The organism is Mesorhizobium sp. (assembly GCF_005063415.1).
In the GTDB taxonomy this organism is placed as follows: Bacteria; Pseudomonadota; Alphaproteobacteria; order Rhizobiales; family Rhizobiaceae; genus Mesorhizobium.
This window is the reverse complement of sequence record NZ_SUEG01000052.1, coordinates 1-14,556: the sequence shown is the minus strand read 5'-3', so window position 1 is coordinate 14,556 and position 14,556 is coordinate 1. Positions and strand designations below refer to the sequence as shown.

The window sequence follows — 14,556 nt, the reverse complement described above, 5'->3', positions numbered from 1 at the left end:
GACCAGGTGCGCATGACGGGAACCCCGAGCGGCACCATCGGCCGCTCGACCGAGAACGGCACCAGCAGGCGCAGCCGGTTGCGATACTGGTCGCCGTCGCGGATGACGGCCAGCCGCACCTCGCGGTCCTCGAGCCTCGGCATGGCCGGCGCCAGGAAGCGCGGATTGAAGAAGACGTTGGGCTCGATCGTGCGGGTGCAGAGATAGTCGAGCTCCTCGACCAGGTCGAAGCCGGCGGAGGCCGGATAGATGGCAAGCCTGCGCTCGGGCCGGTTGTTGGCGAGGATCTCGACATGTGCGGGGTCGGCTTCGCGGGCAAGCCCGGCAAGGCCGGACACCATGGCGCCGGCCGGGCCGCCGCTGGTTTCCTCGAGCAAGGGGACGGCAGCCATCAGGCGGCTCCTTTGGCGGGCACGAAAATGACCATGGCGATGCCGAGCTTGCGCCAGACAGTAAAGGACAGCGCGCCGGCCTCGAAGATCATGGCGAAGACGGTGGCCATCGCCGCGCCCCACAGACCGAACAGCGGGATCAGCACGACGCTGAGCGCGATGTTGAAGGCCAGCGTCATGGCATAGACAGCGGCACAGATGTTCTGGTTGCCGCTCATGGTGAGCAGGCTTTCGCAAGGGCCGACGGCGGCCCGCGCGACGACGCCGAACACCAGCAGGAACAGCAGCGGATAGCCGGCGGAAAATTCCGGGCCGAACAGGGTCAGCATCGGCTCGCCCAGCGCCAGCACCAGCAGCGCCATCGCCAGCGACGGCCAGAAGGTCCACGACACGGTTTCGCGGGCGAAGGCGGCGAGCTTTTGCGGCTCGCCATGGGTGAACTGGGCATAGCGCTGGGCGACGCCGGCCTTGACCGCGAAATAGACGAAATGCACCAGCGCCAGCGTCTTGACCGTGGCGAAATAGACGGCGACGTCATTGGGATCGAGATAGGCGCCGACCATCAGCACGTCGGCATTGGTGAGCAGGAAGAAGAAGCTCTCGACCAGGAAGATCGGCAGCGAGACGATAAACCATTGGCCGAAATGCAGCTTCATCGGCCCGGCCGGGATCCTTTTGTCGATGCGCGAGGTGACGCCGATGAGCTGACCGAGCGTGGTGGCATAGGTGGCGGCGATGGCGGCGAAGATTGCCGTTTTGGCGTCGGGCGCGTAGCCCGCCAGCAGCATCAGCGCCATGAACGCCAGGATCAGCAGCGGCCGTACCAGGAAGGTCGGCGACAGCGCAAACAGCGCCCAGGAATTGGCCCGCGCCAGCCCTTGCAGAAGGTCGGACATGGCGATCATCGGCAGGCAGATGATGCCCAGGATGAACGGCACGACGTAATAGTTTTCGATATGGGCCGACAGCAGCCAGACGCCGAGCGCGCCGAGACCGGCGATCACCGTCGAGGCAACCAGCACGAACAGCCGGCTGGCCCGCACGATGCCGCGCAATTCGGCCATCATGCCGCGCTCGCGATATTCGGGAATGAAGCGGATGATTGAGGTGTGGAAGCCGAGACAGGCGAGATTGCCGACGATGACCATGGTCACCCACACGAGCACGAAAATGCCGTACTCGAACGAGCCCATCCAGCGCGCCATCAAGACCTGGCTGACGAAGGCGATGACGGCGCTGACGATGCGGACCGAAAACGCGATCAGCGACATGCGGCCGGCTTCGCCGCGCGCGCCGGCGCTGAACAGCACGGCATCGATCAGGCCAAGCAGCGGCCTTATGCGCAGCGCAAGGCGCTGCGGCAGGTACCGCCCGGCTGTCGTCGCCGCGGAAAAGCGCACCCCGATCACACTCCGTTTTCCGCCTCTTTTCTGGCTATGCGTGTAGCGAGAACACATTAAGAAACGGTTGGGTGGGGGGTTCTTCGCCCGGTCTCAATACGGGGAGAAGGTGCCGGCAGGCGGATGAGGGGCGGGGCGGGCGTTGAAGGTATGCGCTGCGGAAGGCTCCGGCGGCTTTGAGTGCATTGTGGCATTGCGCAGTGCGATCGACCTTTGACAACTGAAAATGTTTGGCTCTAATGCCGCGGGGCGGAGGGGACATGAGCCAGCTTTTAGTTCAGCAATATCTCAACGAAATCGACAGGTTGCGGAAGTTCTCCGGGTCGATTACCGAGGGGGTGATCTCGGAAGCTTTCAAGGATTTGCTCAAGGCGTGGGCTCGTCAGCATAATCTGCATTTCATTAGCCAATACGAATTTCTATCACCGCAGAAGAATCGCATCCGTCCTGACGGAACGATCCTCCACGATTTGCGCGTGCCGCTCGGCTATTGGGAAGCCAAGGACACGGCGGACGACCTCGACGAGGAAATCCGCAAGAAACTGGCCAAAGGCTATCCGCAGGACAACATCATCTTCGAGAATTCGGACACGGCGGTCCTGATCCAGAATCGGCAGGAAGTTTTCCGCTGCTCGATGACGGACACCGAAAGGCTGCTCAAGCTTGTCTCGCTGTTCTTCAAGTACGAACGCGAGGAAATTCGCGATTTCCGCAAGGCGGTCGAACAGTTCAAGCACGACATTCCGGCAGTGCTGACCGCGCTTCGAGAACGCATCGATACCGCTTATGACAACAATCCGGATTTCCGCGCGGCAGCGGACAAGTTCCTGCAGCACGCCAAGGATACGATCAATCCTTCCGTCGGTGAGGCCGACATACGGGAAATGCTGATCCAGCACATTCTGACTGAAGAGATCTTCGCGCACGTCTTCGACAACAGCGACTTCCATAGAGAGAACAACATCGCCAAGGAGCTTTACGCACTGGAGGCCAAATTCTTCACCGGCCAGATCAAACGTGAGACGTTGAAAGGTCTGGAGACCTACTACGCGACGATCCGCGCCAACGCAGCGCTAATTTCAAGCCATCAGGAAAAGCAGCAGTTCCTGAAGCTGATCTATGAGAATTTCTACAAGGTCTACGACAAGAAGAAGGCCGACAGGCTGGGTGTGGTCTATACGCCGAACGAGATCGTGAAATTCATGATCGAAGGCGCCGACTGGCTGACGCAGAAGCATTTCGGCAAGCAACTCATCGACGAACATGTCGAGATTCTCGACCCTGCAACCGGCACTGGCACCTTCATCTGTGAGCTCCTGGAGCACTTTCGAGGTCAGCCGCGAAAGCTGGCGCACAAATACAAGAATGAGCTGCACGCTAACGAAGTGGCGATCCTGCCGTACTATGTGGCGAATTTGAATATCGAGGCGACTTATGCGGCGATCTCGGGTCAATTCGCCGAGTTTCCGAACCTCTGCTTCGTCGACACGCTGGACAATGTCGCGGGGCTCGGCATCAAGGCCGGCTATCAGCACGACATGTTCGCGGGGTTGTCGGACGAGAATGTCGCGCGTGTGAAGCGGCAGAACAAGCGCAAGATTTCGTCATCATCGGCAACCCGCCGTACAATGCCAATCAGGCGAACGAGAACGACAACAATAAGAACCGTGACTATCCGCGGATCGATCAGCTCATCAAGTCAAGTTACATCAGGCTCTCCACCGCGCAGAAGACTAAGGTCTATGACATGTATGCTCGGTTCTTCCGCTGGGCGTCCGACCGTATGGCCGACGACGGTGTACTGGCCTTCATCACCAATCGAAGTTTCATCGAGAGCCGGACCTTCGATGGATTCCGCAAAGCGGTGGCGCAAGAGTTCAACGAAATCTATGTAGTCGATCTCGGTGGCGATGTGCGCGCTAACCCGAAGCTTTCCGGGACCAAACATAATGTCTTCGGCAGACAGACAGGCGTGGCGATCTCGTTTTTTGTAAAGCGCCACAAGCAAAAGGGCTGCAAGATTTTCTATGCGCGGCGGCCGGAGTTCGACACGGCTGAGGACAAGCTTGCCTACCTGGGAAACACAAGGGCGTCGGCGATTTCGTTCCAGCGGATAGAGCCGGATAAAAACGGCAATTGGGTTAACCTGACCGAGAATGACTGGGATACGATGATCGCGGTGTCGGACAAGAAGACGAAAACGGCGAAATCCAGGGGGCAAGAAAAGGCAATTTTTCGGCTGTATTCGCTTGGCGTTGTCACATCGCGCGATGAGTGGGTCTATGATATCGATCCGACTAAGCTAGAAAGCAAAGTTAGGGCATTCATTGAGATTTACGAGTCGGAGCGGAAGAGGTGGTCCGGGTCCAACAGTCCAGGAACCGGCTCTTGGGTCTCGAGAGACATCAAATGGACAAGTGAGCTTGAAGCCCACCTAAGGTCAGGAACGAAGCTGTCTCTAAATCCACAGCGCATTCGGCCGGCGTCGTATCGCCCTTTCCACAAGATTAATACGTACTACGATCGCGCAATTACACATCGGCTCTATCAGCAAGACTCGATTTTCCCTGTAGAAAAACGTGTGGAGAACCTGCTGATCGTTTGTACCGACCCAGCAGCACAGAAGCCATGGATGGCCTCGGCAGTTAGTGATCTACCTGACCTCCATTATGTAGGCGCGGCTGCCGGAACGCACTGTCTTCCGCGCTACCGCTACACAGCCGCCGGCGAGCGCATAGACAACATCACCGAATGGGCACACTGAAGGAATTCCAGAAGGCTTATGGCAAGGGCGGGCGAGTATCGGAGGCTCGCCCTTCTGGCTTCGCAGGTCAGGATGAGGAGGGCGCGGTCGAGGCGTCACCCTCTGTCCTGCCGGACATCTCCGCCTCAGATCGGGAGATTGGCAAATCGCGCAAGCCGCTAGCGCTCACCAAGGATGACATCTTCCACTACGTCTATGGTGTGCTGCACGACCCGGAATACCGCGAGAAATATGCGCTAAACTTGAAGCGGGAGTTTCCGCGCATTCCATTCTATCCGGATTTCTTTCGCTGGGTGGAATGGGGCAAGCGGCTGATGGAACTGCATATCAGCTATGAAAGCGTCGAGCCATGGCCGCTGGAACGGTTGGACACGCCCGACGAGAATGTGCGCGTCACAGGCATGGTGCCAAAGACGATCCTGAAGGCCGACCGCGACAACGGCATCATCAGGCTCGATACCGAAACACAGCTTTCCGGTATTCCGAAGGAACCGTGGGAATATCGGCTTGGCAACCGCTCCGGCCTTGAGTGGATTCTCGACCAGTACAAGGAAAAGAAGCCGAAAGACCCGACCATCCGCGAAAAGTTCAATACTTACCGCTTCGCCGACTACAAAGAGAAAGTGGTCGATCTGCTGATGCGGGTAACGCGTGTGAGCGTCGAGACGATAGCAATGAAGGAAGCGATGAAGGGGGCGAGACGATGACAACAACCGTTCCACCTTTCGCCGAGTTCTTCGTGCCGGTTCTCAGGGCGCTGGACATCCTCGGTGGCTCGGCTTCGATCGAAGAGATTGACGACAAGACGGCTGTGTTGATGAATATTTCCGACGCGGCGCGGACGGTGCTGGTTGGCGATGGACCGAGGTCGAAATTCGACTATCGCTGTGCCTGGGCACGGAGCTGGCTGAAGAATGCGGGCTTTACGAATAACAGTGAGCGCGGCGTGTGGGCACTGACTGCGGAAGGCCGTGCTGCGCTGTCACTTGATCCGGACGAGATCGTGCGGCGCGTGAGGCGAGCAGATGCCGCGTTGCGCAAGGCGAAGGTTGTCGTCACCCCTGAGCGCGTAGAGGTTGAGGCGGAAGCCGCCGAAATCGCCTTGAAGGATTGGCGCGAGCAGTTGCTCGACATCCTCTTGGCGCTGGACCCAGCAGCGTTCGAGCGCTTGTGCCAGCGGCTCCTCCGAGAGGCGGGTTTTATCAAGGTCGAAGTGACAGGACGAAGCGGCGACGGTGGTATCGACGGTACTGGCGTGTTGCGGCTCAACCTGCTTTCATTCCACGTGCTGTTCCAGTCCAAGCGCTGGAAAGGGTCAGTCGGGGCAGGCGTTGTGCGTGACTTTCGTGGCGCCATGGTAGGGCGGGCGGACAAGGGTCTGATTATCACCACAGGTACCTTTACGGCGGATGCTCGGCGCGAAGCGGTGCGCGACGGCGCACCAGCCATCGACCTGATCGATGGCGATGGATTATGCGACCTGCTGAAGGAGCAGAAGATCGGCGTGCGGGTGAAGATGGTCGAGGAAGTGACCGTGGACGAAGCGGCGTTTGCTGGATTTTAGTCTAGCTGGTTAGGCTGGCGGGACAGCGCCCCCCTCTGGCCTGCCGGCCATCTCCCCCTCAGGTGGGGAGATTGGCTAAACGCAGACGTCCCTTCGGGCACCTTCTCCCCGTATGACGGGGAGAAGGGAAGTGGGTGCTTACGCAAACGCCCCATGACAATGCTTGTACTTCTTGCCCGACCCGCACGGGCAGGCTTCGTTGCGGCCGACCTTGCCCCAGGTCGTCGGGTTCTTCGGGTCGCGGTCTTCGGGGGCGACGATTGCGTTGGTCTCCTGGCGGACCAGAACGGCCGTCTCGCCGCCTTCGAAATCGTCTTCGCCGGTGCTGCCGTCGATGTGGCTGCCAAACATGTCGGGGGCTTCGGGCGGCGGCGCGTCGGCCGCCTGGCGGACCAGCTCGACGCGCATCAATTGCGCGGTGACGGCCTGGCGCAGATTGCCCAGCATCGCCTGGAACAGCTCGAACGCCTCGCCCTTGTATTCCTGCAGCGGATCGCGCTGGGCATAGCCGCGGAAGCCGACGACCGAGCGCAGATGGTCGAGGTTGACGATGTGCTCGCGCCACAGATGGTCGAGCGTCTGCAGCACCACGGAGCGCTCGACGTAGCTCATCACGTCGGGGCCGAAGCGCTCGGCGCGCTCCTTGGCGGCAGCGTCGGCGGCCTGGCTGACGCGCTCGCGGATGTCGTCCTCGGCAATGCCTTCTTCCTTGACCCAGTCCTCGACCGGCAGGTCGAGGTTGAGGAATTCGGCGATCTCGGCCTTGAGGCCGGCGACGTTCCACTGCTCGGCATAAGCGTTTTCGGGAATGTTCTTGGCGACGATCTCCTCGATGACGCCTTCGCGCATCTCGGTGATGGTCTCCGACAGGCCCTCGCCGTCCATCAGCTCGATGCGCTGTTCGAACACCACCTTGCGCTGGTCGTTCGAGACGTCGTCATATTTCAAGAGGTTCTTGCGGATGTCGAAGTTGCGCGCCTCGACCTTCTTCTGCGCCTTTTCCAGCGCCTTGTTGATCCACGGATGGATGATCGCCTCGTCTTCCTTGAGGCCGAGCTTCTGCAGCATGCCGTCCATGCGCTCGGAACCGAAGATGCGCATCAGATCATCCTGCAGCGACAGGAAGAATTTCGAGCGGCCGGGATCGCCTTGTCTTCCTGAACGACCTCTAAGCTGGTTGTCGATGCGGCGCGATTCGTGGCGTTCGGTGGCGAGCACGTAGAGGCCGCCGGCGGCGAGCGCCTTTTCCTTCAGCCGGGCGATGTCGTCGCGGATTTCCTTTTCCCTGGCCTCGCGCTCGGGGCCGGCCGGCATGTCGCCAAGCTCCTCGGCGATGCGCATGTCGGCATTGCCGCCGAGCTGGATGTCGGTGCCGCGGCCGGCCATGTTGGTGGCGATGGTGATGGCGCCGGGTTTGCCGGCCTGGGCGACGATCGCCGCTTCGCGCTCGTGATGGCGGGCGTTCAGCACCTCGAAATCCTTGAAACCTTCCTTGCGCAGGCGTTCGGCCAGTTGTTCGGACTTTTCGATCGAGGTGGTGCCGACCAGCGTCGGCTGGCCCTTGGCGCGGGCTTCCTTGATCTCCTTGACGATCGCCTTGTATTTCTCCTCGACCGTCCGGTAGACCTCGTCGTCTTCGTCAATGCGGATGACCGGCAGGTTGGTCGGGATCTCGGTGACGTCGAGATTGTAGATGTTGGCGAATTCCTCGGCCTCGGTCAGCGCCGTGCCGGTCATGCCGGCGAGCTTCTTGTAGAGGCGGAAATAGTTCTGGAAGGTGACTGAGGCGAGCGTCTGGTTCTCCGGCTGGATCGCCACATGCTCCTTGGCTTCGAGCGCCTGGTGCAGGCCCTCCGAATAGCGGCGGCCGGGCATCATGCGGCCGGTGAACTCGTCGATGATGACGATCTCGCCGTTGCGCACGATATAGTCCTTGTCTCGCTGGAACAGCCGGTGCGCCTTCAGCGCGTTGTTGACGTGGTGGACGATGGCGACGTTCTCGACGTCGTAGAGCGACTCGCCCTTGAGCAGGCCGGCATCGCGCAGCATGTTCTCCAGCTTCTCGGTGCCTTCCTCGGTGAAGATCGAGGTCTTCTGCTTCTCGTCGATCTCATAGTCCTGCGGCTGCAGCTGGATGATGAAGGTGTCGATGGTGTTGTACATTTCCGAACGGTCCTCGAGCGGACCGGAAATGATCAGCGGCGTGCGCGCTTCGTCGACCAGGATGGAATCGACTTCGTCGACGATGGCGTAGCTGTGACCGCGCTGCACCATCTGGGCGCGCTCGTATTTCATGTTGTCGCGCAGATAGTCGAAGCCGAGCTCGTTGTTGGTGGCGTAGGTGACGTCGGCGGCGTAGGCGACGCGGCGCTCCTCGTCGGACAGGCCATGGACGATGACGCCGACCTTGAGGCCGAGGAATTTGTAGACGCGGCCCATCCATTCGGAGTCGCGCGTGGCCAGATAATCGTTGACGGTGACGACATGGACGCCATTGCCGGCGAGCGCGTTGAGGTAGACCGGCAGCGTCGCCACCAGCGTCTTGCCTTCGCCGGTGCGCATCTCGGCAATGCCGCCATTGTGCAGCACCATGCCGCCGATCAGCTGTACGTCGAACGGTCGCATGCCGAGCACGCGGCGGGCGGCCTCGCGCACGGTGGCGAAGGCCGGCACCAGGAGGTCGTCCAGGCTGGCGCCGTTGGCGATGTCCTGGCGGAATTTGTCGGTGCGGGCCTGAAGCTCGGCGTCGGAGAGCGCCCGCATCTCGTTTTCCATGGCATTGATCGCCTCGACCCGTGGCCGGGTCGATTTGACCCGACGATCGTTGGAGGAGCCGAAAACCTTACGGGCGAGACCGCCGAGACTGACCATCCAATGGCCCTTTCGATAGCATTCCAAGTCATTGCGACAGGCGCCGGCCGGCCCCATCAAATCCACGTGAACGCGGACAAACGCAAAAAGCGCCCGGAAAACGGTTCTGGACGCAAAGTCGTTGGACAGATAAGAGGGGGCTCATTCGATGTCAACGCCGCGCTCGCCCTGTCGACCGCGCCAAATTCCGCCACAATCCTGCTGGTCTGGAAGCCATTCCGCTCTAGCTACCCCGCTTTGGAGATAATAGTGATGTCCTTATTGTTCCGCCGTGCGTCGCTCGCCAGCCTTGGTCTGGCATTCGGACTGTCGGCCCTTTCGCTGTCGCCGCTGATGGCACAGGAAGCCGCCCCTGCCCAGCCGGCAGCACCCGCCCCGGCGGCCAAGCCGGTCGATCCGAACGCCGTGGTCGCCACCATCAACGGCCAAACGCTGACCGAGGCAGATCTTGGGCTTGCCGAGGGCGAGCTGTCGCAGCAGTTCGCGCAGCTTCCGCCCGAGCAGCGCCGCGCCGCGGCGCTTTCGGCGGCGATCGAAATCCGCGTCATGGCGGCTCAGGCGGTGACCACCGGCCTCGACAAGGATCCCGACTTCCAGCGCCGCATGGCCTTCCTGCAGCAGCGCGCACTGCATGGCGAAATGGTCGAGAAGGGCGTCGTCGACAAGGTTACCGATGCCGAGGTGCGGGCCCGCTACGACCAGGAAATCGCCAACACGCCGCCCAGCAATGAGGTGCACGCCCGTCACATCCTCGTGAAGACGAAGGAAGAGGCAGACGCCATCATCAAGCAGCTCGACGGCGGCGCCGACTTCCAGAAACTCGCCAACGAGCACACCAGCGATCCGAGCGGCAAGACCAGCGGCGGCGATCTCGGCTGGTTTGGGCCTGGCCAGATGGTGCCGGAGTTCGACAAGGCGGTGTTTGCGCTGGCGGTCGGCAAATACACCGAGCAGCCGGTGCAGTCGCAGTTCGGCTGGCACGTCATCAAGGTCGAGGACAAGCGCACCAAGCAGCCGCCGGCCTTCGACCAGGTCAAGGACCAGGCGCGCCAGGCGGTCATCCGCGACAAATATTTCGCGCTGGTCAAGTCGCTGCGCGCCAACGCCAAGGTCGACATCCCCGATGCCAACCTGAAGAAGACGGTCGACGCCCTAGAAAGCGCCAAATAGGCCAGATTGAGCTACGACAGGGCGCGCTGCCGCCCTGTCGCTGCTATTTGGTAGGGCGAGCGATGATGCGTCGACGCCGCCGCCGGACCGCCGTGGCGTCGCCAGCATCGCCAGCGACAATGCCTTTCAAGACATAGCCGACCGCCCTGCGTAAGATCGCTTCGTCCTCGTCCAGGCGGTCTGTTAGAAGGTGCGTCCAGGCAAACGAGGCGATCAGGTCGGCGACGACAGTGGCATCGACATCGGCTGTCACCTCTCCCCTTGCCTTGGCGCGTTCGACCATCTGGCCGGTGTGGACGCGACGCCCTCGCGCGTATTCGGCAAGGGCGGCGGCGGCTTTTTCGTCCGACTGCGCCTCGGCGATCAGCGACCTGAACACGCTGCCCGACGATGTGTCGCGCCAGTGCGCGAACAAGCTCTTCAGGAAGCCGACGAGATCCTGCTCAAGGTTCCCGGTGTCGGGATTGTCGACACGCTTTTGCCGCTGATAAACGTCGAGCAGCAGGGCGGCCTTGCTCGGCCACCAGCGATAGATCGTCGGTTTTCCGGCGCGCGCCCGCCGCGCCACCGCCTCGATCGAGAAGCCGGAATAACCGGCTTCGACCAGCACCGCCTCGGCGGCGTCGAGAATGGCATCGGCGCTTTCGGGGCTGCGCCGTGCGCCCGCTGACTTGCGCCCAGGATCGGTGGTTTCGCCCATTTCTTCTTCCTTACCCATCATTTCAGCAGCCATCGTACACGATCTCTTGACGAAACGGAACGATCCGTTTTATATGTAACGGAACGTTCCGTAACGATAAGGAGAACAGCAATGACTTCGACCGCCGCCACCCGCTTTTCGCGCCTGCGCTTCGCCCTGCTGGTGCTGCTCGGCGTCTATCCGCTTATCACTGCCATTTTGTACGTGGTTTTTCCGCTGACGCAGGAATGGCAAATCTGGCAACGTACGCTGGTCATCGCGCCGCTGATGGTCTCGATCATGATCTGGGGACTGATTCCGGGCGTGCAGCGGGCGTTTCGCGGGTTCATCAACCCAACGGTGCGGTGATATTCATTCCAGCGCTTGCGACGTTTCCGACGCAACGCGCCACGCGCCACCGGCCAGCACGAGTTCCAGCGTCACCCGCGCCTTGCCGGTCAGGCGCTGCGCCGACTTGTCCTTCGGCACATAGTCGTAGCTCATGGCGAAAACGACGTCGGCACGGTCCTTGCCGTGCGGCGCCACCTCAAGGCTGCCGGGCTCGAGACCGAACGACCACGATGCCCATTGCGCGAACCAGTCGGCCTTGACCTTGACGATGGCCTCGCTGTCGTAATGCGTGCCGTAGATGGTGGCCGACGAACCGTAAAGCCGCTTGACGGTTTCGCGCATTCTCCTGGCATCAGGCGCCAGATAGTTTTCGCGCAAGAATTTTTCGATAGCGCCCTTGTCGCCGACGGAGCGTTCGAGCGCAGCCACCTGCGACGCGGGAGCCGGGCTGACGGCCGGTTTCGGTTGCTGGGCAGTGTCTCCGCCCGAAACGAATTCGAAACGCTCGAGCAGCGATCCCTGCTCCCAGGGACGCTGCGCCTCGCGCGTTGCGGAAACGACGTCGCGGCGCACCGCGATCATCATGTCGTTGATGCTCTGTCCGGGCTCGGCCATGTGCCGCAAAAGCGCGGCGGCAAAGGGCGAGTTGCGCCCCGTCCCGTCCATTGCGACGGCGCCGGGTGCCGTCGAGAAGGCGATGAACGAGCCGCGCGTCGACTCGAACTGGGCGAGGCCGGCGAGAGTCGTCGCCGAGCGCGTCGTGGCGCTGCGGCTGAGACTTCGGGCAAACGGGTTGTTGCGGCAGGCATCGAGGAAGACCAGGCTGACCTTGGTCTGCTGCTCCATGATGTCGAGAACCTCGTCGATCGGCACCGCCTCGAGCTGGAGCTTGACCGGCATGTCCAGCCTCGCATCGACCGGCACGATGAAGTTGCGCCCGTCGACCTGCAGGCCGTGGCCGGCATAGTAGAACAGCCCGGCACCGGCGCCTTGCAGCGCATCGGAGAATTCGCCGATCTTGCGTTCGAGCTCGCGCTTGCCGAGATCGTTGCCTTCAATCACCTCGAAGCCTATGGCGCGCAACTTGTCGGCGATATCGAGCGCATCGTTGACGGGATTGGCCAGCGTACCGGCTTCGGCGTAGCTGCCGTTGCCGACCACAAGCGCCACGCGCCGCGCCGTCTGCGCATCGGCCCGCAGCAGCAGAAAGCCCAGAAACGCCAGTGCCAAGACCACAAGCCTGCCCATTGGGCAGGATCATAGCGCTATCGGCCGCAGCGACGCCAACAAATTTGCAACAGCCTTGCTTGCGGCATGAGGCGGTGTCAGGCGTCCGGCACCCGCAACGGCTGTGAAAACGCCTTGCGCCGGCGCGTGCTATCGGGCAAACCGGCGTTCCTTTCGCGATTTTTCCCGCCCGGGGTCTTCCATGTCCACACAGGTTTCGCCGCTCGCGCCGAAGAAATATCCCAAGATGCCGGTGATCGAGGGCGTGGGCATCGCCACCGCCGAGGCCGGCATAAAATACAAGAACCGCACCGACTTGCTGGCCATGGTGTTCGACGCCGGCACCACCGTCGCCGGCGTCTTCACCAAATCAAAGTGCCCGTCGGCGCCGGTCGACTTCTGCCGGCAGAACCTCGTGGCTGGCAAGGCACGCGTGCTGGTCGTCAATTCCGGCAATGCCAATGCCTTTACCGGCCAGAAGGGCCGCGCCTCGACCGCGCTCACGGGCGAGACGGCGGCGAAGGCGGCCGGCTGCACAGCGGGCGAGGTGTTCCTGGCCTCGACCGGCGTCATCGGCGAACCGCTCGACACCGGCAAGTTCAGCCATCTGCTGGCCGGGCTGATCAAGGACGGCAAGCCGGAATTGTGGACCGAAGCCGCCAAGGCGATCATGACCACCGACACCTATCCCAAACTGGCGACCGCGACGGTCAAGCTCGGCGATGCCGACGTCACCATCAACGGTATCGCCAAGGGCGCCGGGATGATCGCGCCCGACATGGCGACGATGCTTTCCTTCATCGCCACCGATGCGCCGATCGCAGCACCGGTGCTGCAAGATCTCCTGTCGCGCGGCACGGCCAAGACCTTCAACGCGGTCACCGTCGACAGCGACACCTCGACCAGCGACACGCTGCTGATGTTCGCCACGGGTGCTGCCGTCAGGCGCGGCGCGCCCACAATTTCCGACCCCAAGGATGCGCGCCTCGGCGCCTTCCGCCGTGCCCTCGGCAAGGTATTGAAATCGCTGGCGCTGCAGGTGGTGCGCGACGGCGAGGGTGCCCGCAAGCAGGTCGAGGTCACCGTCACCGGGGCCAAATCGGCCCGCTCGGCCAAGCGCATCGCGCTGTCGATCGCCAATTCGCCGCTGGTCAAGACGGCAGTCGCCGGCGAGGACGCCAATTGGGGCCGCGTCGTCATGGCCGTCGGCAAGGCCGGCGAACCGGCCGACCGCGACCTTCTGTCGATCTGGTTTGGCGACAACCGCCTGGCTCATCAGGGCGAGCGCGACGCCGCCTATTCCGAGGAGGCGACTTCGGCGTATATGAAACGCGACGAGATCCGCATCCGCGCCGATATCGGCATTGGCCGCGGCAAGGCGACGGTGTGGACCTGCGATCTCACCAAGGAATATGTCGCCATAAACGGCGATTATCGGAGCTGATGGCGTTGGCTTCCAGACATCCGGCAAGCGTGTTGGCGATCGTGCGCCGCTACGAGGCGGCGGGCTTCCGCGCCTGGCCGGCGGCCGCCGTCCATTATGACGGTACCTGGGTGGTGCGGCTGACGGCCGGCCACCCGGCCAAGCGGCTGAATTCGGTCAATCCGCTCGATCCGGGCGACATCCAGCATATCGCCGAGCGCATCGGCCGCGCCAGCCGCCGCTTCGACGCCTATGGCAGGCCGCTGACCTTTCGCATCTCGCCGCTGTCGGGGCCTGATCTTTCAAAGTACCTCGACAGTGAGGGCTGGAGCACATTCGCTGAATCGCTGGTCATGCGGCTGCCGTTGGCGGACGCCGCGCTCGAAGATGCCATGGACCAGATTCCGCTGAAGGACATCAGCCGTTTCATCGGCGCGGCGCTCAAGGTGAGCGGTTCGCATGTGTCGCTGCGGCCGGGCCTGTCGGAGATCATCGGCGCCATCCAGCCGGAGGCGGGGCTGTTTGCGCTGGAGGCCGGCAGCGAGCCGCTGGCAACGTTGATCTGCGTGCATGACGGCGACCTTGCCGGCCTGTTCGAGATCGCCACCGACAGATCGGTGCGCAACCAGGGCCATGGCCGCCATCTCATCCGGTCGGCGTTGAAATGGGCGCGGCTGCGCGGGGCGCGTTGTCCGCCTCGACCTGCAGCCAGGCT

The 14,556-nt window shown here is 62.1% G+C and carries 11 protein-coding genes and 2 pseudogenes; 8 read left to right on the top strand and 5 right to left on the bottom strand.

Annotation, left to right across the window (positions count from 1 at the left end; genetic code table 11):
• Together E5W70_RS15740 and E5W70_RS15735 are read right to left on the bottom strand one after the other, a co-directional pair.
• Positions 1-392 (bottom strand): annotated as a pseudogene (locus tag E5W70_RS15740) (GNAT family N-acetyltransferase); the annotation flags it as partial.
• A complete protein-coding gene (locus tag E5W70_RS15735; RefSeq protein WP_292659613.1) occupies positions 392-1,792 on the bottom strand; it encodes a lipopolysaccharide biosynthesis protein in 1,401 nt (466 codons plus the stop codon). The pseudogene E5W70_RS15740 and the gene E5W70_RS15735, both read right to left, overlap by 1 nt.
• 239 nt (positions 1,793-2,031) lie before the next feature.
• Here E5W70_RS15735 and E5W70_RS33120 point away from each other — a divergent pair.
• The 4 genes and pseudogenes from E5W70_RS33120 to E5W70_RS15715 form a co-directional block, all read left to right on the top strand.
• Positions 2,032-3,156: pseudogene (locus tag E5W70_RS33120) on the top strand (N-6 DNA methylase); the annotation flags it as partial.
• 89 nt (positions 3,157-3,245) lie between these two features.
• Complete coding sequence (locus E5W70_RS15725; RefSeq protein ID WP_366509709.1) at positions 3,246-4,556, top strand: type ISP restriction/modification enzyme; 1,311 nt, start codon at positions 3,246-3,248, stop codon at positions 4,554-4,556.
• The gene (locus tag E5W70_RS15720) at positions 4,544-5,263 is read left to right on the top strand and encodes a type ISP restriction/modification enzyme (protein WP_292659575.1); all 720 of its coding nucleotides are present in this window, start codon (positions 4,544-4,546) and stop codon (positions 5,261-5,263) included. Before E5W70_RS15725 ends, E5W70_RS15720 begins: the two co-directional genes overlap by 13 nt.
• Positions 5,260-6,120, top strand: coding sequence for a restriction endonuclease (locus E5W70_RS15715; protein WP_292659574.1), 861 nt, complete (start codon positions 5,260-5,262; stop codon positions 6,118-6,120). The genes E5W70_RS15720 and E5W70_RS15715 overlap by 4 nt, the downstream gene beginning before the upstream one ends.
• A gap of 138 nt (positions 6,121-6,258) precedes the next feature.
• Here E5W70_RS15715 and secA read toward each other — a convergent pair whose 3' ends face one another.
• Positions 6,259-8,991, bottom strand: a complete 2,733-nt coding sequence (gene secA, locus E5W70_RS15710; protein ID WP_292659572.1) for a preprotein translocase subunit SecA — start codon at positions 8,989-8,991, stop codon at positions 6,259-6,261.
• Between the two features lie 252 nt (positions 8,992-9,243).
• On the opposite strand from secA, the gene E5W70_RS15705 reads away from it, so the two are divergent.
• Positions 9,244-10,161 carry a peptidylprolyl isomerase gene (locus E5W70_RS15705; RefSeq protein WP_292659570.1) on the top strand — a complete coding sequence of 306 codons (918 nt, stop codon included), beginning with the start codon at positions 9,244-9,246 and terminating at the stop codon, positions 10,159-10,161.
• A 43-nt stretch (positions 10,162-10,204) separates the two neighbouring features.
• Here the strand turns inward: E5W70_RS15705 and E5W70_RS15700 are convergent, their stop codons facing one another.
• Positions 10,205-10,861, bottom strand: coding sequence for a TetR/AcrR family transcriptional regulator (locus tag E5W70_RS15700; protein ID WP_292659610.1), 657 nt, complete (start codon positions 10,859-10,861; stop codon positions 10,205-10,207).
• A gap of 111 nt (positions 10,862-10,972) precedes the next feature.
• On the opposite strand from E5W70_RS15700, the gene E5W70_RS15695 reads away from it, so the two are divergent.
• Positions 10,973-11,209 carry a hypothetical protein gene (locus E5W70_RS15695; protein WP_292659569.1) on the top strand — a complete coding sequence of 79 codons (237 nt, stop codon included), beginning with the start codon at positions 10,973-10,975 and terminating at the stop codon, positions 11,207-11,209.
• A gap of 3 nt (positions 11,210-11,212) precedes the next feature.
• On the opposite strand, the gene E5W70_RS15690 is transcribed toward E5W70_RS15695, so the two are convergent.
• Complete coding sequence (locus E5W70_RS15690) at positions 11,213-12,439, bottom strand: caspase domain-containing protein (RefSeq protein ID WP_292659567.1); 1,227 nt, start codon at positions 12,437-12,439, stop codon at positions 11,213-11,215.
• Between the two features lie 181 nt (positions 12,440-12,620).
• Between E5W70_RS15690 and argJ the strand changes: the two genes are divergently transcribed.
• Together argJ and E5W70_RS15680 are read left to right on the top strand one after the other, a co-directional pair.
• Entirely contained in the window at positions 12,621-13,862 is a 1,242-nt protein-coding gene (gene argJ / locus E5W70_RS15685) for a bifunctional glutamate N-acetyltransferase/amino-acid acetyltransferase ArgJ (protein WP_292659566.1), read from the top strand.
• The coding region (locus E5W70_RS15680; protein ID WP_292659564.1) for a GNAT family N-acetyltransferase at positions 13,862-14,556 on the top strand (695 nt) is incomplete at its 3' end. The genes argJ and E5W70_RS15680, both read left to right, overlap by 1 nt.